The organism is Pseudomonas sp. SWRI68 (assembly GCF_014269165.1).
Taxonomy (GTDB): domain Bacteria; phylum Pseudomonadota; class Gammaproteobacteria; order Pseudomonadales; family Pseudomonadaceae; genus Aquipseudomonas; species Aquipseudomonas capeferrum.
Genome location: NZ_JABWRU010000002.1, coordinates 90,994 through 112,532, shown reverse-complemented (window position 1 = coordinate 112,532; position 21,539 = coordinate 90,994). Strand labels below are relative to the sequence as shown.

Below are 21,539 nucleotides of genomic sequence, written 5' to 3'. Positions count from 1 at the left end.
GCCGTGCGGCAGGCCTCAATGGGTGGGCAAGGCTGACGGCTGGTACTCGGCGATCACCTGGTGCAACACGCCATCATCCTTGAGTGGCAGCACCGCTTGGGCCAGTTGCTGGCCGTCGAGGGTCAGGGTCAGTTCGGTGTCAGCGCCGTTGCGCACTTCTATGCGGTACAGGGTGCTGCCAAAACGGTAGTGCAGGGTATAACCGGGCCAGTCCGCTGGCAGCAGTGGCTCGATCCGCAGGGTGTCACCGCAGCGTTGCAGGCCCAGCAGGCTTTCCACGATCAGCCGGTACATCCAGCCCGCCGAGCCTGTGTACCAGCTCCAGCCACCGCGCCCTGCATGGGGGGCGACGGCATAGACATCGGCGGCCATCACATAGGGTTCGACCTTGTAGGTTTCTATCAGCCCGCTAGCACCCTGGCGCACCGGGTTGATCAAGCGCAGCAGTTCCCAGGCCTTGGCGGCATCGCCCAGGCGGGCATAGGCCATGCTCGCCCAGATGGCCGCGTGGGTGTACTGGCCGCCATTTTCGCGCACGCCGGGCAGGTAGCCCTTGATGTAGCCGGGGTCCAGGTCGCCGTGGTCGAAGGGTGGGTCGAGCAGTGTGACGATACCGATGTCGCGGCGCACCAGGTGCTTGTCCAGCGCCGCCATGGCGGCCTGCGCGCGTGCCGGCGGGGCAACCCCGGAAAGCACCGCCCAGCTCTGCGCCACGGAGTCGATGCGGCATTCCTGGTTGCTTGCCGAGCCGAGTAGCTGGCCGTTGTCGAACCAGGCGCGGCGGTACCAGTCACCGTCCCAGGCATGCTGCTCCAGGTGCTCGGCCAGGGTGGCCGCCTGCCGGCTGCACTGCAGAGCGAAGGTGCTGTCGCCGTGGCGCAGGGCAACGCTGGCGAATGCCCGCAACACCTCGTGGCCGAAGAACCCCAGCCACACGCTTTCGCCAAGGCCTTGTTCACCGACGCGGTTCATGCCGTCATTCCAGTCCCCGCTGCCCATCAACGGCAGGCCGTGGGCGCCATACTGCAGGGCATGCCCGAGGGCGCGCTGGCAATGCTGGTACAGGCTCTCGACCAGGTTCGCCTGGGTGGGCAAGTCGTAATAGGACTCTTCACCCGCGTTCAGCGCACGCCCCTCCAGGTAGCCGACCGGCTCGTCGAGCACCGAGCGGTCACCGGTCAGCGCCACGTAGCGGCTGGTTGCCAGTGGCAGCCACAACAGGTCATCCGAGCAGCGGGTGCGTACACCCCGTTGCAGGGGTGGGTGCCACCAGTGCTGCACATCGCCTTCGGCATACTGGTGACCGGCGCAGTCGAGCAGGTGCTGGCGCGCCAGGGCCGGGGCGGCGTGGAGCATGGCCATGCTGTCTTGCAACTGATCGCGAAAGCCAATGGCGCCGCCCGACTGGTAGTAACCGCTGCGCGCCCAGAAGCGGCAGGCAATCACCTGGTACAGCAACCAGCCGTTGGCCAGCACGTCCAGCGACGGCTCCGGGGTTTCGATCTGCACGCTGCCCAAGGTCTCGCGCCAGTAGGCCCGCACCTTCTCCAGCGCATCCATGGCCGCGCGCAGCCCGCGGTATTGCTGTACACAGCGGCTGGCGGCTTCGGCGTTGGGCCCGGCACCCAGGCGAAACACCACCTCTCGGCGTTCGCCAGGCTGTAGCAGCACGTTGACCTGCACCGCCGCGCACGGGTCCAGCCTCGCGCCCGTGCGCCCCGACAACCGTGCCTGGTGCATGCCGGCCGGCGCCTGGCAATCGCCATTGCGCCCAAGGAACTCGCTGCGGTCGCAGGTAATACCGTAAAAGGGCAGGTCGCAATCGACAAACCCCACATGCCTGGAAAACCCCTCGGCATAGCTATTGCGGGCAAACAAGGCGCCGCTGACCGGGTCGATCTCGCTGACTACATGCAGGGCCGACTTGCTGCGCAGATCGCCCAGCACCCACTCGACGTAGCAGGTCAGTGACAACCGCCGCGCCTGCGCCGAGCGGTTGTGCAGCTTGAGCCGGCTGAACTTGATTGGTGCATCCAGCGCGACATGTACCCATAACTCACTGTCCAGGCCGTCGTCGGTGTATTCGAAGACGCTGTAGCCAAAGCCATGGCGGGTGCGATAGCGGCCAGGGCCGGGGCACGGCATCGGCGTGGGTGACCAGTACTGGCCGCTGTCCTCGTCACGCAGGTAGAGGGTTTCGCCGCTGGGGTCGCAGACCGGGTCGTTGTGCCAGGGTGTCAGCCGATACTCGTGCGCGTTCTCGTACCAGGTATAGGCACTGCCGGCCTCCGACAGCACGCTGCCAAACTGCGGGTTGGCGAGGATATTGGCCCAGGGCGCCGGGGGTGGCTGAGCCTGGTCGTGGTGGATGACGTATTCCTGGCCGTCGCTGCTGTACCCCCCGTAGCGGTTGGCAAGCATCAGCGCGGGTGCGGGGGCCGGCGCGGGGCCATCGGCTTTCGCCTGCGGGGCTGCCGGAGCTGGCTCGAACGCGGCGGGTGCGGGCGGTGTGCGGCGGTGGTGCAGTTGTTCGGCGAGGGTGCCAAGGCTGTCGCTGAGCACCAGCCGCGCTACCGAAAGGGTCAGGGTGCGGTCCTCTGCCGACAGCTGCTGTGCGGGGCGCACAAAGATGCCCCCGGGGCGGTCGAGCAGCGCCGCCTCGCTGCCGGAGGTGACGATGCCCATGATCAGATCCTGCAATTGCTGGCGGTAACCGGCCTGGTCTTCGTTCCAGATCACCAGGTCCAGCGCCAGGCCCTTCTGTCGCCAATAGGCATGGGCAAGCACCATCTGCTTGACCAGGTTGATGTTGGCCGGGTCGCTGATCTGCACCAGCACGATTGGCAGGTCCCCCGACAGCCCTTGGCCCCACAGGCCTGACTGGCTGCGCCGGTCGTCGGCCAGCGGGACGCCGCGGGGCCGTAGCGCCGCGTTGGGGTAGATCACCGAAGCGGCCATCTGCTCGAACAGCCTGGCATCGTTGAGCGAGCCGTTGAGCTGGCGCAACTGCACCTGGCTGTGTGGCCAGGCGAGGTCGAACACCCGGTCGGCCAGGTGCCGGTCGCGGTACTTGGCGATCTGCTGCAGGCAGGCGTCGCGGCTGTCGGACACCCCTGTGACCAGGTCGACCGTGGCGTTCTGGCCGGGTGCCAGGCTGATACGGCAGCGGATCGCCACGATCGGGTCAAGCACCGCCCCGGCGCTGTCGGACAAGGCCTCTGTCTGCGCGTCCAGAGCCGTCGGGGCGACCAGCGTGCGGCCGCGCCCTATGAAGCGGGCGCGGTCGGTTTCGTAGGACACGGCATCGATGTCGGCGCCATGCACCGCGAGCACATGGCACATCCACGGCACGGCGTCCTGCTGCGAGCGCGGCCGCCTGGAACAGATGATGGCCTGCAGCGGGCGGACCAGTTCGGTCTGCACGAACAGCTTGCTGAACGCCGGGTGCAACGCATCGGCAAGGGCGGGTGCCAGCACCACCTCGGCGTAGCTGGTCAGCTCCAGGGTGCGCTGTTGGTCACCATGGTTGGTCAGGTGCAGGCGCCGCAGTTCGATGTCGTCCTCGGGGGAAACGGCTATTTCGGTGTGGCAGTCGAAGTCGCCTTCACGGATGCGGAACTCGGCGCGGCCATCACTGAAGATCGCCTCCTGGTTCTTGCCGCGATGCCGCGTCGGTTGGTAGGTGGTAGACCAGAACGCTGCGCTGGCGACGTCACGCAGGTAACAGAAGCTGCCCAGGGCGTCGCAGCTGGCGTCCTCGCGCCACCGTGTCAGCGCCATCGCGTCGCGCTTGCTGTAGCCACTGCCGACATGGTTGACCATGACGTGGTAGCGGCCGTTGGACAGTAACTGCACGGCGGGGTGGCGCCGATTCGGCTCGCTGAACACCCGCAAGCGTGTTTCGCCGGATTGGCCCGCAGCGTCCACAGCCGGGGCCTGCAGGGTGTGCAGGTAGGGCGCGGCCGTTTTCGGTACGCGCTCCTGTAACAGCAGCATGCTCGCCTGAAATTGCGGGTCTGAGGCGAAGCGCCGTTGCATGGGTTTGTCCAGCAGCAGGGCGGTCAGGGCCAGCAAGCTCATGCCCTGGTGGTGGGCCATGAACGAGCGGATCACCACGGCCTGCTGGCCGGGGGGCAGCCGTGACTCGCTGTAGTCAATGGCCTCGTACAACCCGAAGCGGCCGGCCAGCCCCAGGGTGCACAGGCGTTGCAGGTTTCGGCAGGCGGCGCCTGGCGCCACCAGCAGGGCAAGTGCACTGGCGTAGGGGGCGACCACCCGTTCTTCACCCAGGCCGCGCTTGAGGCCCAGGCCCGGTACGCCAAACGCCCGGTATTGGTAGTTCAGGTGAGCGTCCAAGGCGTTGTAGGCCGACTCTGAAACGCCCCAGGGGATGCCCAGCACATTGCCGTGGTCGATCTGCCGCTCGACGGCGGCCTGGCAGGTCTGGTCGAGCAGGGTGCCTTCGTAGCTCGGCATCACCAGCAGCGGCATCAGGTATTCGAACATCGAACCCGACCAGGACAACAGCACCGGCACCCCGGCATTGCTGGTCAGCAGCCGGCCCAGGGCGAACCAGCTGGCCTGGGGCACCTGGCCCTGGGCGATGACCACGAAGTTGGTCAGGCGCATCTCCGATGCCAGCAGGTCATAGAAGGCTGAATCGAGGCGATGTTCATCGGCGTTGTAACCGATGGCGAACAGGTCACGCTGGTTGTCGTACAGGAAGGTGAAGTCCATGTCGGCCATGGCGGCTATGCGCAGCGCCAGCCTTTGCGACTGTGCGATGCGCTGGCGGGCCAGCGTGCGTATGTCGGCCACGGCCGGACGTTCGGCGGCAGGCCACTGCTCTGGCAGCAGTTCGGCCAGCTGGCGCCAGCTCAACGGTGCCTGAAGCGTGGAGTCGTTGCCAGGTGGCAACTGGAAGGCGTGCACCTCGCCGCCCAGGTCCAGGCATTGCTGGTGCATCGCCTGCAACCAGAACAGGCAGTCGTCGGCCTCGCCCGCGCGTGGCGCGTACTGCTGGATTAGCCCCTGTAGCTGCTCGGCGAGCTGTTCCAGCAGCGAGGCGGGCAGCGGGCCTGGCTGTTCATGGGCTTGCCAGAGCTGTTTGCCCAAGGCCTGGAGCGGCTCGTCGGCACGGCCCGCGGTGGTGAACGCTTCGCGCAGGATGTCCAGGGTGTCCAGCAGGCCCTGGCTCAGGCGGCGGTCCAGCACAGGAGTATCGGCCATCGCCAGCAGCCCTGGCCTTAGCGTCAGCAGCAGGGCGGCCAGGTGCAGTTATCATCAGGCCCGACATGCCGGTCGAAAAAAGCCCAGTTGCGCCGGGCCAGCCGATGCAGAAACCGCAGCTCCTGTGCCTGCGGCGCGAACGCGCTGCGCCCCCGCGTGCGGCTGAGCCACCAGGCCAGGGCCGGGCCAAGCAGCCACAGGGCAAGGATGGGGGCGGCCAGCAACAGCACACTCGGACGCATCGCCAATGCCCCCACCAGCAACAGCACCAGCCCGGGTTGTACCCATTGTTCGCGATAGAACGCTTGCAGGGTATCGGCACTGGTGCGTTCGTCATCCCGCGAGGGGTTCCATTGCAGCAGCCGGCGTTTGCTCACGGCCAGGCGCCACAGCGTGCGGCAAATGGCGTCCAGGCTGTAGAGGGTCTCGAACGGCAACCAGGCCAGCGACAACCCAGCCCGCACGAAATAGATGCTTGAGGTGTGCAGGGCCGCCAGCAGGTGTTCGGCCAGCGGCACATCGATGGTCTTGCGTAGCAGTTCGAGCAGCGAATCGAGCACAGGGCGGGTCAGTAGCAGGCCCAGCAGCGCGAGCGTCCACAGCAGCGGCGAGGCGCTGGCCAGCCAGCCCCACAGCAGCGCGCTCAGCAGGGCGGCCGGCTCCAGGCTGCGGCGCAGGTTGTCGACAATCTTCCATCGCGACAGCGCGCTCAGCCCGCTTTGCGCCTGGCCTTGCAGCCCGGTGCGCGGCCACGGCAGCAGCCAGGGCAGCAGTTGCCAATCACCCCGTATCCAGCGGTGGCGGCGCTTCACATCGGCGCTGTAGCGTGCCGGGTAGGCCTCGAACAACTGCACGTCACTGAGCAGGCCGGCATGGGCGTAGCAGCCCTCGATCAAGTCGTGGCTCAGTACACGGTTGTCGGCAAAGCGCCCCTCCAGTGCGCGTTCGAAGGCATCCACTGCGTAGATGCCTTTGCCAATGAACGAGCCACTGAGGAACAGGTCCTGGTACACATCCGACACGGCCAGGGTGTAGGGGTCGACCCCGGCATCGCTGCCGAACAGCCGTGCGTAGGTTGAGCGCGACACGCTGGGCAGGCTGATGCCCACCCGCGGTTGCAGGATCGCGTAGCCTGACTGCAGGCGACCGCTCGTGGCATCGAAACGTGCGCGGTTCAGCGGGTGCTGCATGGCGCCGACGAACTTTTGCGCCACATCGCGCGGCAACTGGGTGTCGGTGTCCAGGGTGATGACATAGCGCACCCGGTCCAGCGCGCGCAGGTCGCCGACGATGCGCATGAAACGCTCGGCGCCGCGCCCACGCAGCAGGGCATTGAGCTCAGCCAGCTTGCCGCGCTTGCGCTCACGGCCCATCCAGCAGCGCTCAGTGGCGTTCCACTCTCTGGGGCGATGCAGCAGGAAGAAGCGCTCAGCGCCGCTCGGGTACTTCGCGTTCAACGCGCGAATACCGTCGCTGGCAAGGTCGAGCAGGGCCATGTCGTCGGGCCGGGTCTGCTCGGGGGCATCCATGAAGTCAGTCAACAGGGCGAAATGCAGGTGCTCGTCACGGTTGGCCAGAAAGCGCACCTCAAGGCCTTCGACCAGTTCCTCGACGTCGCCGGCAGCGCCCAGCATGCTGGGCACCACGACCAGGGTACGGGCCTCGACGGGAATCCCTTCGGTGTAGTCCAGCCGGGGCAGGAACGCAGGCTTCACGGTCAGCGTCACCAGCCAGTTGACCAGGCCGAGGGCGAGCCGGCTGGTGGTCAGCAGCACCGGCAACGCCATGGCCGCTGCCACCCAGATGGGCCAGCCTTCGGCGGCAATGCCAGCCACGAAGCCCCAGGCCAGCAGGCACGACAGCAGCGCCGCCGGCACCAGGTAGAAGGCCAGCGGCGCCCGGTGCAACAGGCGCTGCCAACGCTCGGCAAGTGCCACCCGCGCAGCAAGCTGCCGTTCGAGCAGCAGCAAGCCATCGCCAGCCAGGTAATAACCGACATGCGCTGCCTGCTCGCGTGGTTGTGCGTGTGCGGCCTGCGCCAGCTCGATTGCCGTGCGCGCCACCTGTTCTTCACTGAAGGCGCTATGCCGTGCCAGCTGTTCGACGATGTGCCGATAGTGATCGCGGCTGGCGAAGTCCATGGCGGCATACACTGCCGCCGGGTCTTCGCCGAGGATGTGTTCGACGTGGCTCAGGTGTTCGACGAATAGCCGCCAGTCAATGGTCGACAGCAGGCGCAGGCTGCCGATGCTGTTGCTGATCGACACCTGGTCGATGGCCTGCTGCTGCGCATCGAGCTGCACATGGCGCTCGATACTCAAGGACGACTCGCTGAGCAACTGCTCGATCCAGGCCAGCGGCTGGGTGAGCGTGCTGCTGTGGCCCTGTAGTCGCCTGGCCAGTTCGGCGACGAAGGCGGTGGTCATGGGTGGGTCCGAGCGGGCCATGTCGGCCACCACCAGCACCACGCTCTTGGCATCGCGTTCGGCGGTTTCGCCAAGCTTGTCGGCCCAGTCATTGGCCAGGTCGCGGTCTGCCAGGCTGGCCATGACCCGGGCGGCGACGCGGCGCAGGTTTTCGATCAGCGCCAGCCTGAGCATGATCGGGATCGCCCACAGCTCGCCGAGGGTCAGCGTGGCGGTGTGCTGATACGCCTCGACGAAATGGCTCAGGCTCTCGGCATCGACCCGGCCATCGCCGTGGCAGATGGTTTCCAGGGCAATGTCATAGACCCGCGGCAAGCCGCTCGAAGCACCGGTGTCCAGGCGTGGCAGCTGCAGGCTGTAGTCGGCCGGCAGGTGGCGTTTGGCAATGCGGATATGGCTTTCGACCAGGTAGAAGTTGTCGAGCAGCCACTGCGCTGCAGGCAAGGTCGGGCGCGCGTCGGGCAGCGCGCTGGCGAGGGCCGAACAGCTGGCGTAGAGCATGCGTTCGTTGTCGGCCAGGCGTTCGAGCAGCGAGTCGTCGGCCGGCAGTTTGCTCAAACGGTGCTGGCTGGCCAGCCAGCTGCCATGGTCGGCCAGTTGCTGGGCGCTGTAGAGCTCCGAGCGCAGCAGGCTTTCGTAGGTGAACGTGTGGCGCGGCGCACGCCAGCGCCGGGCACGGTTGGCCAGGCGTTGCACGTAGGTGAGTGCGTGAAGCCAAGGGTTGTCCATGGTGAGTCGGGTGCCGTGAGCTGGCCGGTCAGGTGGGCAGTGTGCGCCGGCCAGGCAGTGCCGGTCTGTTCGGTAGCGTACAGACCCGCCTCATTGCGGTGCGTGAGCCCCGGCAATATGCCGCCCGGCCACGTAGCCGAAGGTCAGCGCCGGGCCCAGATTGATACCGCCGGAGGGGTACCAGCCGCCAAACACGCTGGCCATGTCGGTACCCGCCGCATACAGCCCGCCGATCGGTTGGCCCTGGTCATCCAGCACGCGGGCGTGGCCGTCGGTGCGCAGGCCGGCGAAGGTGCCAAAGCAACCTGGCTGCACCTTCACCGCGTAGAACGGCCCTTGTTCGATCGGTGCGACGCAGGGGTTAGGCCCGCTGTAAGCCGGGTCACCCTGCTTGCGGTTGAACGGCGTGGAGCCGCGGCCAAATGCCGGGTCCTGGCCCAGGCGCGCATAGCGGTTGTACTCAGCGACGGTGGCACTCAACCCGGCTGGGTCGATGCCACAGGCGCTGGCCAATTGTTCGAGGCTGGCGCCGCGCTTGAGGTAGCCGCTGCGTAGGTGCGGCCATACCGGCAGCGGCGCGGGGCGAGCGTGGCCGAGGCCGTAGCGACGCAAGAAGCGGTGGTCGCAGACCAGCCACGAGCAGGCTTGCTCGCCCTGCGGCACCGCCTCGAGCATGGCCGATACATAGTCGTAGTAACCGTGCGCCTCGTTGACGAAGCGTTTGCCACTGGCCAGTACCCCGATAACCCCCGGCTTGCCGCGCTCGATGATGTGCGGGAAGTGGCCGACACTGCCGTCGCGGTGCGGCACCTTGGAGACCGGTGCCCAGGCCACCGCTGATTTCAGGTCGGTGGCGACGACGCCGCCAGCCGACTCGCCAAGGCGCAGGCCATCGCCCGAGCAGGACGGCGGGGGCAGGGCGAGGTTGTCATGGCCGGTGGCGTCACCGGCAAACAGCTGCTGGCGCCGCGCACTGTCGTGGGGGAAGCCACCGGCGGCGAGTACCACGGCTTTCGCCCGCACCGTCATAGCGCCCTGCGGTGTGCCTATCACAGCCCCGCGCACCTGGCCGTCCTCGATCAGCAGGCGCTTGGCTGGGGCAGACTCCAGCAGGCGCACGCCAAGGTCTTCGGCCGACTTGGCCAGGCGCGCCACCAGCGCCACGCCGTTGACCAAGTGCATGGCCCGGCCATAACGGGCGAGGTGGTACAGGTGGCGGCCAAAGCGCTTGCAAACCTGCACAAAGGCCCGTGGCGAGCGGGTCATGTTGAGGAAGGCGGCCAGGTCGGCACCGGCCATGATCGGCATGCCCATGAACGAGGTTTCACGCAGGGTCTTGCGCAGGCGCGGCAACAGCGCGCCCACCTCACGGGCATCATAGGGGGCGGCGATGACCTGGTGGCCGCCGGTGGCGGCGCCGGGGGTGTCGCCGTGCATGTCGGGGATAGCGTTGCCGTCGACGAACTGCAGGGCGGTGTGTTGCTCGAAAAAGGCGACCATGTGCGGGCAGGCCTGGAGGAAGGCATCCACCCGTTCAGCGTCATAATGCACGCCTAGTTCGTTGCGCAGGTAGGTGCGTGGCTGCTCGATGTCTTCTTCGATACCGGCGCGGCGCGCCAGCGGGTTGCGTGGCACCCAGGCCCAACCGCCGGACCAGGCGGTGGCGCCGCCGAACACTGGCGCCTTCTCTACCAGCAGCACGCGTTGCCCATGCCAGGCAGCCGTTACCGCCGCAGCCAGGCCGGCTGCGCCGGAGCCAATGACCAGTACGTCGTATTCGGCTTGCAAGGTGTCGGTGGGCATTGCAGGGTCTCCGGGGGTATTATTGGAATGTGATTCCATATTCTTCGCGTGTGACGATTTAAGATGCAAGCCGCGCCGCGTGGTAATGGTCGATTACCGGACACTTCAGCGTAGCGCTGCTGCACGGTAGCCTTGGTTGTGGAATCATCTTCCAGAATTCGCCACATTTTCAGGGACCTTAGTCATGGCTGGTAGTCAGATCGAACGCGCCTTCAGTCTTGTAGAAAGCCTTACCGGCGAGCCAGAGGGCCTTGCCCTGCAGACCCTGGCCGAGCGCCTGGAGATTCCCAAAAGCGCCACCCACCGCATGCTGGCCGAGCTGATTCGCCTGGGCTACGTGCGGCAGAACCGCGATAACAGCCGCTACCAGTTGTCTGCCAAGCTGGTGGCGCTGGGCTTTCGCTACCTCTCCAGCAGTGGTGCCGACATCATCCAGCCGATTCTCGACCGCCTGGCCCAGGACAGCGGCGAGCTGGTGCGCCTCGGTGTGATCGACGGTAGCCGCCAGACTTGGATCGCCAAGTCCCAGGGCGCGCGCTCGGGTTTGCGCTACGACCCCGACATGGGCCGCGATGCGCCCTTGTTCTACACCGCCTCCGGGCATGCCTGGCTGGCCAGCCTGAGCGATGCCGATGCCGTGCAGATGGTGTTGCGCCAGGGCATTGCCGACCCCGCGCAGTTCGGCCCGAATGCACCGCGCTCCACGGACGAGCTGCTGGGCTACCTGCAACGGGCACGCGAGCGGGGCTATGCCTGGGTCGAGCAAACCTCGGCAGTGGGCACGTCGGCGTTGGCCGCCGTGGTGCGGCGCCCCCGTACCGACGAAGTGATTGGCGTGCTGAGCATTGCAGGCCCCAGCGCACGGCTGGCGCCTACGCGTTTGCCTGAACTGGCGGCGCAGCTGTTGGCCGCAGCCGACGAGCTGTCCGCCGCCAGCCAGGCCAGCGAACTGTTTGCCTGACATGCGCAGGCCTGTGCGTTTGTGGTCGATAACCGCACAGTCTGTGCGTGCGGTGCTTCTGTAAAGCGGAACGGGGTTCTAAATTGTCGATTGTGGATTCTGGAACAGTGTTCCGTAATCCGTGAGCCGACAACAATGACAAGAGGACAATCCGTTGAACGCACCGCTTCGTATCGCCCTGATTGGCGCCGGCATCATGGGCCGCCAGCATTACCAGCACCTGCGCCAGGTCCCACAAGCCCAGTTGTGCGCGGTGGCAGACCCTGGCCCGCAGGCCGAGGCCTTCGCGGCCGAATGCGCGGTACCTTGTTTTGCTGACCACCGCCGCATGCTGGAGGTAGTCCAGCCCGAGGCGGTGATCGTCGCCAACCCCAATAACCTGCATGTGGCCACGGCGCTCGATTGCATCGAGGCCGGTGTGCCGGTGCTGTTGGAAAAACCGGTGGGCGTGCACCTGGATGAAGTCCGTGCGCTGGTGGAGGCGTCTCGGCGCTGTGGCGTGCCCGTGCTGGTCGGCCACCACCGACGGCATAACCCTTTGATCGCCAGTGCCCGTGGGATGATCGCCGACGGCGCCCTGGGCAGGCTGATCAACGTCACCGCGCTGTGGCAGTTGCAGAAGCCCGACAGCTACTTCGACACCCCCTGGCGCCGTGAGCCAGGCGCTGGTTTCTTGTTGACCAACCTGATCCACGACCTGGATCTGCTGCGTTATCTGTGCGGCGAGGTAGTGCAGGTACAGGCGTTCACCCGCAACGATGTACGCGGTTATGCCAATGAAGACAGCGCGGCGGTACTGCTGCAGTTCGCCAACGGCGCGCTGGGCAGCCTGACGGGCTCCGACGCGGTGGCTGCACCCTGGAGCTGGGAGCTGACGTCTGGCGAGAGCCCGATCTACCCGCGCCAGGATGGCCAGCCCTGCTTCCTGCTGGCGGGCACCCAGGGTGCGCTGAGTATTCCGCAGCTCAAGCGCTGGCAGTACGCCGAAGCCGGCTCGGGTTGGCATACACCGTTGCTGCAAAGCGAGGCTGGCACCCCGGCGGGCGAGGCATTGACCTTGCAACTGCAGCACTTCGTGCGCGTTGCCCGCGGTGAAGAAGCACCGCTGACCGACGCCGCAGACGGCGCCCGTACCTTGGCCCTGATCGAGGCGATCCGCCAGGCCGCCGAAAGCGGCCGAGCGTGTGCCCCCGCGATCATTGCCTGACACGCGAGCAAAGCGCGACCTTCGATCACACCTTTTTTGCTTTCAGGTAACGAACATGACTGACCGTATTTTTTCCCTTGCCGCGCTGACGGTGCTCGAGCTTTCGCCGCCCGCCATGGTGGAAGCTGCCGCCCGAGCCGGCTACAGCCACGTGGGCCTGCGACTGGTCGCGGCCACCCCGGAGGAACAGCACTTCCCGCTGGTTGCCGATGCCGAGTTGCGTCGCCAGACCCAGGCGCGCCTGCGCGACACCGGTATCAAGGTGCTCGACCTGGAAATCCTGCGCCTCAAGCCTGAAACCTGTGTGGCTGATTTCGAGGCCATTCTGGCGGTGGGTGCCGAGTTGGGGGGTACCGAACTGCTGGTTGCCGGCAACGACCCGGACGAGGCCCGCCTTACTGAGCGCTTTGCCGAGCTGTGCGACCTGGCGGCGGGTTACGGTATCCATCCGCACCTGGAGTTCATGCCCTGGACCGACGTTCGCGACTTGCGCCAGGCCATGCGTGTGGTAGCCAACGCTGGCCGGGAAAATGGCTGTGTGCTGGTGGACGCGTTCCATTTCAACCGCTCTGTCTCCTCGCTCGACGACCTGGCGCGCCTGGCACCACAGCGCATGCGTTACGCCCAGTTGTGCGACGTGGCCGGCCCGGTGCCGGAGGATATGGGCGAGATATTGCGCCAGGCGCGCAATGAACGGCGCTTCCCCGGTGATGGCGATGCTGACCTGGTCGGGTTGTTGCGCGGCTTGCCGGCAAGCGTGCCGCTGAGCCTGGAGATTCCGACGCGGCAGTTGCTGGAGCAAGGTGTCAGCGGCGAGCAGCGGGCGCGGCTGGCGCTGGAGAAGGCCAAGGCGGTGCTGGCGCGGGTGTGAGATAGGGTAGGGGCGGCCAAGTGCCTGGCTTGGGTTTTGAGGTGGGGTGGATATCGAGCGCCGCCCGCGCGGCGCTCGATCTATGCACCAACACACATCCAATGCCAGGCACTAAGCCCCCTCAACCCCACGCGGCGCCATGAAGTACATCCACACCAGCGCCAGGAAGTACATCACCGGGATCATGGTAAACAGCACCGCATAATTGTTGTGGGTGACCGTCAGCACGCTGCCGACGATCTGCGTCATGAACATCCCACCAATGGCCGCACACATGCTGCCAAAGCCGAACACCGTGCTCACCAGGTGCTTGGGTGTGTAGTCCATGACCAGGCTCCAGATATTCGCGGTCCAGGCCTGGTGCGCGCCGACCGCCACGGCAATGGCGAGCACTGCGACCCACAGGCCACTGGCGTGGGCAGCAAAGACCACACTGACAATGGTGCAGGCAAAGATCAGCATCGAGATCAGCCGTGCGCGGATCGCACGCACGCCGCGGCCGATCAGCCACGACGAAAGTATCCCGCCGCCAATGCTGCCGAAATCCGCAGTCAACCAGATCAGGATCAACGGGATACCCATCTGCGTCACGCTGATGCCCAGCGCGTACTGCTGGTTCAGAAACGGTGGCAGCCAGTAGAGGTAGAACCAGAACACCGGCGCGGTGATCGAGTAAGCCACGGCGAAGGCCCAGGTGCCGCGCTGGCGCAAGATGCGGCGAAACGGCATCGGCTTCGCTTCCGGCTCGTCATCCTGCTGGATATAGTCCAGCTCGCTTTGGCGCACGTGCGGGTGCGCTTCCGGGTTGAAGTACTTCAACCCCCACAACACCACCCACACCAGGCCAAGGCTGCCCATGGCAATGAACGCGGCCTGCCAGCCCCAGGCGGCCAGGATCAGCGGCAGCAGCGCCGGGGTGACCATGGCACCGACGTTGGTGCCGGCGTTGAACAGGCCGGTGGCGATGGCGCGTTCGCCGGCAGGGAACCACAACCGTGTGGTCTTCACGCAGGCTGGGTAGTTGGCCGCCTCGGTCAGGCCGAGGATGAAGCGGCAGACCATGAAGCCGGCCGCCGAGGTGGCCAGGCCGTGGGCGCCGGTGGCCAGGCTCCACAGCAGCACCGCAACGAAGAAGGCGTGCTTGACCCCAACCCTGTCGATCAACCGGCCCTGCAGCAGAAAGCCGATCGCGTAGCCGACCTGGAACCAGAAGTTGATGTTGGCGTAGTCCATCGCCGTCCAGCCCATGTCCTTGGCCAGGACCGGTTGCATGATGCCGAGGGCGGCGCGGTCGATGTAGTTGAGGGTGGTGGCGAAGAACACCAGGGCCAGCATGCCCCAGCGGGTCTTGCCGACGGCGAAGGCGCCACGCACCTTGTCGCCGATGGAGCCATGGGCGAGGCGGGGGGTGGCAGTGTTGAACTTGGAAGGGGTCATGTGAGGTCGTTTCTTGAAATTGTTTTGAACGGCAGTGCGTCTGGAATGCGGTTTTGCCCATGGCAAGGATGGGCACGCAAGGTCATTTAATGGTGAGCAGTGAATGATTGAGCGTCAATTCAAAGATGGGGCTACTGTTCGCTGATCGAACAAAAGTGCTGCTGCGCTAAGTTGCGGGGCCGCACAGCGCTTTGCCCGCCAGGTAGCCGAAGGTCATGCCGGGACCAAGGGTGATGCCGCCGCTTGGGTAGTGCCCGCCCATGATGCTGTGCATATCGTTGCCGACTGCATAGAGGCCGGGTATCGGGTGCTGTTCGCTGTCCAGGACCTGGGCAGACGCCTCCGTGCACAGGCCGGCGAACGTCCCCAGGCTGCCCGGCAGCAGCTTCACCGCATGAAAGGGGCCGTGCAGCAGGGGCCGCAGTGACGGGTTGGGCGCTTGCAGCGGGTCGCCCTGCGCGCGGTTGTAGCGCGAGGCGCCGCGCTGGTAGTCCGGGTCTGTGCCCTGCGTTGCGTAGTGGTTGAAACGGGCCACGCTGCGCTGCAGTTGCTGGGCGTCGATCCCACAGCGTGCGGCCAACTGCGCCAGGTTAGGGCCGCTGAACAGGTAGCCACGCCGTTCATAGAAGCCGGTAGGGAAGGGGAACGGCTTGGCCCAGCCGATGCCATGGCGGCGCTGCGCTGCGTGATCGCAGATCAGCCAGGCCTCAGGTGCCTCGCCTGGCGGCGTGGCCGCGAACAGCGCATTCATGAAGGCATGGTAGCTGTCGGCCTCGTTGACGAACCGCCGGCCGTCACGGCGCACGGCAATGAAACCGGGCTTCGCACGGTCGATCAGGTGCGGAAAATGGCCGAGGCTACCGTCGCTTCGTGGCACCTGTGACACCGGCGCCCAGGCCCCGGCGTGGGCCGCCGAGGTGGCGACTTGTGCGCCAACCTGCTCGCCCAGGCGCAGGCCGTCGCCGCTGTTTTGTAAGGGTGCAGCGGAGTAGTGGCGATCGCCTTCGGGCGCATGGGGTATCAGTTGCGCGATGCGCTGGCGGTCATGCGGGAATCCGCCGCAGGCCAGCACCACACCGCGTCGTGTGTGGATCACCTGACCATCGCTGAACTGAACGCCAGTGATGCGCCCATCCCTGAGCAACCCTGTGGCCTGTCGCGCATGCAGCAGCGTCACGCCCAGGTCGAGGGCGCTGCGCAGCAGGCGCGCCACCAGCGCATTGCCGTTGACCAGGTGCAGGCCGCGACGATGCAGCAGCAAGTCGCGCCCATGGCGCAGCAGGCGCTTGCCAACGTGCCAGGCGGCCTTGGGCGAACGGCTGGCATTGAAGAACGCGGCCATGTCCGCCCCACCGGCGATGCCCATGCCGGCCAGGCTGACGATGTCCAAAGGGGGGCGAAGGCGGTGCACCCAGTGCCCGAGCAGGCGCCCGTCGAATGGCTGCGCGCACAGGGAGCGCCCACCCGGTGCGCTGCCGTCGCCCTCGTGCATGTCGGGCATCTTTGTGCCGGACTGGAACTGCACAGCGGTGTGCTGTTGGAAGAACGCCACCATTTCCGGCCCATGGCGCAAGAACGCCTGCTGGCGCGGGCTCAGCTCGGCAACGTGGGTTTGCGCGCGCAGGTAGCGTTCGGGCGCATCGTCGGTTTCGACGTAGCCTTCAGCGATGGCCAGCGGGTTGCGGGGGATCCACAACCACCCCCCCGACCAGGCGCTGGTGCCGCCGAACTGGCTGGCCTTTTCGGCGACGATCACCTTCAGGCCATGATGCGCGGCGGTTACTGCGGCAGCCAGGCCAGAGGCACCGGAGCCGAGGACAAGTACGTCACATTCCAGGGATTGCATGGGTGCGCTCCGGTCAGGTGGGGGGCAAGGCATTCACTGCAGGGGCGAAAAGCCGGTCGGGCGCATTAGCCGCGATTGCAACCGCAGTACGGCGCCCAGTTCGCGATTGCGCTTGGAGAACTCCGCCCAGCGCGGGTCCGCAGCCATCGCTGCGCGGCGCTGCATGCGCTCGTCGAGGCTGGCATAGCCCCACAGGTGCACCACCTGGTTGACCTCGCCGAATTCGCTGGTGAAGAAGCCGACCAGGTTGCCCAGGTGTTCGCTCTGCACCGCCAGCGCATGGCTCTGGTACAGGGCCAGCCAGTCGGCCATTTTCAGCGGGTCGAGGGTGTAGGTTCTCAGTTCAAAGTACATGCGACAGTCTCCGGGTGAGGGGCCGACGCCTGCAGGCGTTCGGCAATACGGCTGGCGACGAGCCAGCCGACGGTGAGGGCAGTGCCTCAGATCTCCAGCGGGGTGACGCCCATGAAGGCGCCGAGCAGTCCGAGTTGGGCAAAGGCCATCTGTGGCCCAGTCTGGATCGCACAACCGAGCTGGCGTGCCCTGTGCAGCAAGGGGGTGATCTCTGGCGAGGTGACCACGTCGGCAACCAGGGTGCAGGGCTGCAGGGTGTCCAGCAGGGCGCCAGGCAGAGGCAGCTCGTCGCTGCCGCCCATGCCGATGGGCGAAGCGTTGACCAGCAGGTCGAACGCCTCCAGCGAGTGGTATTGGGTAGCGACTTCGAGGCTGGGGAAGGTGTTGCCAAGCAGTTCGCAAAGCGCGCCCGCCCGTGCCGAGCAGGGGTCGCTCAGGGTGACCTGGCCCACGCCAGCCTCACCCAGGGCATAAGCGATGGCGCTGCCGACCCCACCACAGCCGATCACCAGTGCGCGTTTGCCCGCCGGCTGAAAGCCCTGCTTGCGCGCGGCGCTGAGGAAGCCTGCGCCGTCGACGTTGTCACCCAGCAGGCACCCGTCGCTGCCGCGCCGCACCACATTGACCGAGCCCAGTGCGCCAGCGCGTTCGCTCAGGCCGTCCAGGCGCGTGGCCAGCGCCTGTTTGTAGGGCACGGTGACCACGCAACCGCGCAGGTTGCGCCAGCCACGCAGGCTGTCGACGAAGGCGTCGAGCGCCGTTTCCTGCAAGTCGATGGGAAGCATCGCCAGGTCGCAGCCATGGCTGGCGAACCAGGTGTTGAAGTTTTCAGGCGATTTCACCTGGGCGATGGGTGAACCGACGATGGCGACCAGTTCTGTCGAACCCCGAATCATGCTGACCTCCGTGCTTGCTGTTGTTGTGCAGGCAAGGGTGGCGTGCGAGGGGATGGGGGACAATGCGCTTGTCGGGCAAGTAGTGCGATAATCGCAGTGGCCTGGCGATTATCGAACCAGAGTGCTGAACAATGTACAGCCCGGATCACGACAGACCGCACGAGGTGAAGGCATGGACAAACCGCAGATCCACCCCCGCGACCTGATCGCCGGCTTGCAGAAAGGCCTGGCGTTGATGCAGCTGTTCAGCGTCGATCAGCCGCGCCTGACCGTGCCGCAGGCGGCCAGTCAGTCAGGCCTTACCCCCAGCGCTGCGCGGCGCTTCCTGCTGACCCTGGTACACGAAGGCTTTGCCGACACCGACAGCCGCCATTACTGGCTCACGCCCAAGGCGCTGCGCATTGGCCAGGCCTACGTGGATTCGGCGCAACTGCCGCGCATGCTGCGGCCCATCGTCGAGCAGGTTGCCCGGCAGACCCAGGAACATGTCTCGGTCGGCACCCGAGACGGCGATGAAATCATCCACCTGGTGCGCAGCCGCTACAGCCACATCGCCTCGTTGTCGATCAGGCCCGGTTCACGGGTGCCAATGTACTGCACGGCCGGGGGGCGAATCTGGCTGGCCGCGCTGAGCGAGGCAGCGCGCGACGCGTATTTCTCGCGCAACCCGTTACGCCAGCTCACGCCCTACACGCAGACAGACAGGGCGCTACTGGAGCAAGCGCTGCAACGGGTACGCCAGCAGGGCTTCTGCATCGTCGACCAGGAGTATGAAGTCGGCATGCGTGTGCTGGGCGTGCCGCTGCTGGACCGCAGCGGTGAATTGAAGGCGACCCTGACGGTCACCACCCACGCCTCACGGTTGAGCGTTGACGAGATACGGCTGCGCTATTTGCCGCCGCTGTATGAAGCGCAGGTGTTGTTGAGGCCAGTGGTTGGTTGATCTGCAGTCTGACTAGGTGCTTGGCTTGGTTTGTTCAGGGGGCGGATAAACCAAGCCAAGCACCTGGCGGCCCCGACAAACTTAAGCGTTGCCCCCCAGTAAACCCCGTGCAGGCCATTGGTGCAGAGGGCAATGGCTGCCGATCACTCTGACTGAACTCCCGGCCCCAGCGCTACGTCCCCCGAATGAAGGCACACAGTCCGGCACCTGCCGGTTGTTCATTTGCGAGGGATATGACCATGGAACGCGATCAAGGCTCGGCGGCACCGCCGAGCAGCCCCCAGGATCACCTGCACGCCATTACCGACGAGGCCGGCGCCCTACTGAGCGAGGCAAAGCACCAGGGCACCGAGCAGTACGAGCACTACCGCACCACAGCCGCCGAGCAACTTGACTCCTTGCAACAAGGTGCACGCTCGGCTGCATCCGCGTTGCAGGGCAACGACAGCCTGGGGCTTTCCCACTACCTGGGCGAAGCTGCCGAGTGGATGGGCAATTTTGCCGAACAAATCCGCCATGAAAGTGCTGAGGACCTGCTGCACCGAGGGTCTCGCCTGGCGCGGGACAATCCGGCGCTGTTCCTGGCTGGCAGTGTGGCGGCAGGGTTTGCCTTGTCCCGCTTTCTGCGCGCCAGCGCCAGCCACGCCACTACGGCGCCGTCGCCGGTGCCAGGGCAAGGCAGCAGCGAGCCCAGGCACGCCGCTGCGCCGATGCCGGACCGCGCCAGCGACGTGTCCACGCACAAACCCTACACCCCGGTCGACCCTGTCGGCATGGGCGGCGGCACGCCGGTAAGCGGTGGCCCATTGGAGCGTGACCCGCTCAAAGGAGGTGAATGATGAACAAAGACCCTCTACAACCTGCGCCGGGGCTACATACCCCGGCAGAGGACACGGTCGGGGTGGGCGGTTTGCTGCGTCAGTTGATGCGCGAAATCCCAGAGCTGTTCACCCAGGAGCTGGCCCTGGCCAAGGCCGAACTGCAGCGTAATCTCAACGCCGTGAAGGCCGGTACGGCAGCGGTGGCGGTAGGCGCCATCGTGCTATTGGCGGGCTTCATCATCCTGCTGCTGGCAGCGGTGTATGCCTTGTCGATGGTGCTCGTGCCCTGGCTTGCAGCGCTTATCGTCGGGGCGGTAACGGTGATCATCGGGTTCATCATGCTGCAGGCCGGCAAGAAGCAGTTCGAGCCTGCTCAACTGGCCCCGGATCGCACGCTGCATGCCCTGCAGCAGGACAAGGATGCGCTGAAGAGGAAACTGCCATGAGCACTTCTTTCGAACAAGAAACGCAGAAAGACCCTGACCTGCTCGAGCAACAGATCAATGCCAAGCGCGAGCATATCAGTGACCTGGTCGATGCCCTGGAACAGCGCCTGAGCCCGGGCCAGCTGATGGACCAGGTGCTGGCTTACAGCAAGGGCAGCGGCGGGGAGTTCTTCCATAACCTGGGCACCACCTTGAAAAACAACCCGGTGCCGACCACCCTCACGGTGCTTGGCCTGGCGTGGCTGGGCTTCAATCAGAATCGCCCGTTCAACCCTGGCCCTGCGCACACCGGCCCAGGCCTGGGCGAAAAACTGGGTGATGCGGTCGACAGTGTGAAGGGGGCTTTTGCCCATGCCACAGAGGCGCTGCACGATGCCGGCCACGCGGTGAGCAGCAAGGCCCATGACCTGCGTGACCGGGCTGGCGAGCTGGGGCAGGGCGCGCGCGACACGGTGCACGGGTCGGCTGACAGCCTGCGCGGCAGCGCCCAGCAGATCGGTGACCAGGCCACGGCTCTGAAAGGCCAGTTCGATCAGTTGCTCAAGGAGCAGCCTTTGGTGCTGGCGGCGCTAGGCATCGCCTTGGGTGCAGCCTTGGGCGCGGCATTGCCCGGCACCCGTAAAGAGGATGAGCTGATGGGCGCCAGCAGTGACCGCTTGACCGACACGCTGAAGGCCAAGGGTGAGCAAGCCAAGGAGGCGGTAAAAGAGTCGGTAAGGGAAGCCACCGCGAAAGAGGCGCCCACGGGCACGCATCGAACAGCGGACACTGACTTGTCTTCGGGGTTGGGCTTCCCGTCCTGAAAACCTCAGGGGGCCTCGCTGCCAGCGGGCGACGCCCCCTGAGGGGCTATTGGCCGCGGCGTTTTCGGCCGGTTTCGTAGCGCGCCAGCAGGGGCTGGACGCTTAGCCCATGCACCACGATGCTCAGCGCCACCACCGACAACGTGAGGTTGGTACTCGACGCGGCAACGCTGGGCAGCATCTGGTGATTGAGCGCGTAGAACAGGCAGTAGAGGCTACCGATGCCGCGCCGACGACCAGCGCTCGCCAGTCCCAGTGCTCGATCAACACGACCCCGAGCAAGGTCACCAGAAAGACCTCCATCGCCCGCTCCACCAGCCCGCCAAAAGAGAGCATGTTGCCGAGCATGGCCACCCAGACAATGAAACTCATGTGCGCAGGTGCCTCCAGCGAGTCGGGTTGTGACGCGGGTACAAACAGTCAGTCTAGCCGTTGCTGTCGCGTAGCAGCGCCTTTGCGCTGTACAGGGCGGTTGACGTAGCGGCATTTTGATGGTCATCTGCGCGCCTGTTTCAGGTGCCCCCTGCCGCCGTGCATGGGGTGAAACGGGAAGCCGGTTCGTCATCGCGCGATGATCAGTCCGGCGCTGCCCCCGCAACGGTATGCGAGAGAAGCATTCAAGACACCACTGTGCCTCGGCATGGGAAGGTGAATGCTTCATGCCCCTCGCGAGCCCGGAGACCGGCCTGAAGCATTGTTTGGCAAACCCGCGGTGGGCGGGCGCAGGCCGGTTTCCGTAGGCGTGTGCGCCTGCGCTGCCCCTTTGC

At 66.0% G+C, this 21,539-nt stretch carries 12 protein-coding genes, 2 pseudogenes and 1 riboswitch; of the genes and pseudogenes, 7 read left to right on the top strand and 7 right to left on the bottom strand.

The genetic code is table 11. From position 1 onward, the window contains the following. Positions 1-15: 15 nt before the first annotated feature. Both HU770_RS04100 and HU770_RS04095 read right to left on the bottom strand, forming a co-directional pair. Positions 16-8,384, bottom strand: a pseudogene (locus HU770_RS04100) (glucoamylase family protein). A 90-nt stretch (positions 8,385-8,474) separates the two neighbouring features. Beyond that, positions 8,475-10,187 (bottom strand): FAD-dependent oxidoreductase, encoded by a 1,713-nt coding sequence (locus HU770_RS04095; RefSeq protein ID WP_186663106.1) that lies wholly within the window; start codon positions 10,185-10,187, stop codon positions 8,475-8,477. 184 nt (positions 10,188-10,371) lie between these two features. On the opposite strand from HU770_RS04095, the gene HU770_RS04090 reads away from it, so the two are divergent. The 3 genes from HU770_RS04090 (at position 10,372) to HU770_RS04080 (ending at position 13,226) form a co-directional block, all read left to right on the top strand. Further along, the gene (locus HU770_RS04090) at positions 10,372-11,148 is read left to right on the top strand and encodes an IclR family transcriptional regulator (protein ID WP_033698693.1); all 777 of its coding nucleotides are present in this window, start codon (positions 10,372-10,374) and stop codon (positions 11,146-11,148) included. Positions 11,149-11,302: 154 nt separating this feature from the next. Beyond that, a complete protein-coding gene (locus tag HU770_RS04085; RefSeq protein ID WP_186660812.1) occupies positions 11,303-12,355 on the top strand; it encodes a Gfo/Idh/MocA family oxidoreductase in 1,053 nt (350 codons plus the stop codon). 55 nt (positions 12,356-12,410) lie between these two features. Continuing rightward, entirely contained in the window at positions 12,411-13,226 is an 816-nt protein-coding gene (locus HU770_RS04080) for a sugar phosphate isomerase/epimerase (protein WP_186663105.1), read from the top strand. Between the two features lie 111 nt (positions 13,227-13,337). Here the strand turns inward: HU770_RS04080 and HU770_RS04075 are convergent, their stop codons facing one another. The 4 genes from HU770_RS04075 to HU770_RS04060 all read right to left on the bottom strand — a co-directional run bounded on the left by HU770_RS04075 (position 13,338) and on the right by HU770_RS04060 (position 17,759). Beyond that, entirely contained in the window at positions 13,338-14,663 is a 1,326-nt protein-coding gene (locus tag HU770_RS04075) for an MFS transporter (RefSeq protein WP_033698689.1), read from the bottom strand. 166 nt (positions 14,664-14,829) lie between these two features. Continuing rightward, positions 14,830-16,509 carry an FAD-dependent oxidoreductase gene (locus tag HU770_RS04070; RefSeq protein ID WP_186663104.1) on the bottom strand — a complete coding sequence of 560 codons (1,680 nt, stop codon included), beginning with the start codon at positions 16,507-16,509 and terminating at the stop codon, positions 14,830-14,832. A 33-nt stretch (positions 16,510-16,542) separates the two neighbouring features. After that, entirely contained in the window at positions 16,543-16,863 is a 321-nt protein-coding gene (locus HU770_RS04065) for an NIPSNAP family protein (RefSeq protein WP_095065537.1), read from the bottom strand. 86 nt (positions 16,864-16,949) lie between these two features. Then, entirely contained in the window at positions 16,950-17,759 is an 810-nt protein-coding gene (locus HU770_RS04060) for a shikimate dehydrogenase (protein WP_186663103.1), read from the bottom strand. 172 nt (positions 17,760-17,931) lie between these two features. On the opposite strand from HU770_RS04060, the gene HU770_RS04055 reads away from it, so the two are divergent. The 4 genes from HU770_RS04055 to HU770_RS04040 all read left to right on the top strand — a co-directional run bounded on the left by HU770_RS04055 (position 17,932) and on the right by HU770_RS04040 (position 20,772). Continuing rightward, complete coding sequence (locus HU770_RS04055) at positions 17,932-18,702, top strand: IclR family transcriptional regulator C-terminal domain-containing protein (protein ID WP_186660820.1); 771 nt, start codon at positions 17,932-17,934, stop codon at positions 18,700-18,702. A gap of 239 nt (positions 18,703-18,941) precedes the next feature. Beyond that, positions 18,942-19,541: a hypothetical protein gene (locus HU770_RS04050; RefSeq protein WP_033698683.1), complete on the top strand. Its 600-nt coding sequence runs from the start codon at positions 18,942-18,944 to the stop codon at positions 19,539-19,541. After that, positions 19,541-19,969 carry a phage holin family protein gene (locus HU770_RS04045; RefSeq protein ID WP_186660824.1) on the top strand — a complete coding sequence of 143 codons (429 nt, stop codon included), beginning with the start codon at positions 19,541-19,543 and terminating at the stop codon, positions 19,967-19,969. Before HU770_RS04050 ends, HU770_RS04045 begins: the two co-directional genes overlap by 1 nt. After that, on the top strand, positions 19,966-20,772 hold the full coding sequence (locus tag HU770_RS04040) for a DUF3618 domain-containing protein (RefSeq protein ID WP_033698680.1): 807 nt from the start codon (positions 19,966-19,968) through the stop codon (positions 20,770-20,772). The genes HU770_RS04045 and HU770_RS04040 overlap by 4 nt, the downstream gene beginning before the upstream one ends. 46 nt (positions 20,773-20,818) lie before the next feature. On the opposite strand, the pseudogene HU770_RS04035 reads toward HU770_RS04040, so the two are convergent. After that, positions 20,819-21,120, bottom strand: a pseudogene (locus HU770_RS04035) (sodium:proton antiporter); the annotation flags it as partial. A 149-nt stretch (positions 21,121-21,269) separates the two neighbouring features. Next, positions 21,270-21,477: riboswitch (cobalamin riboswitch) on the top strand. The last annotated feature ends 62 nt before the right edge of the window (positions 21,478-21,539 follow it).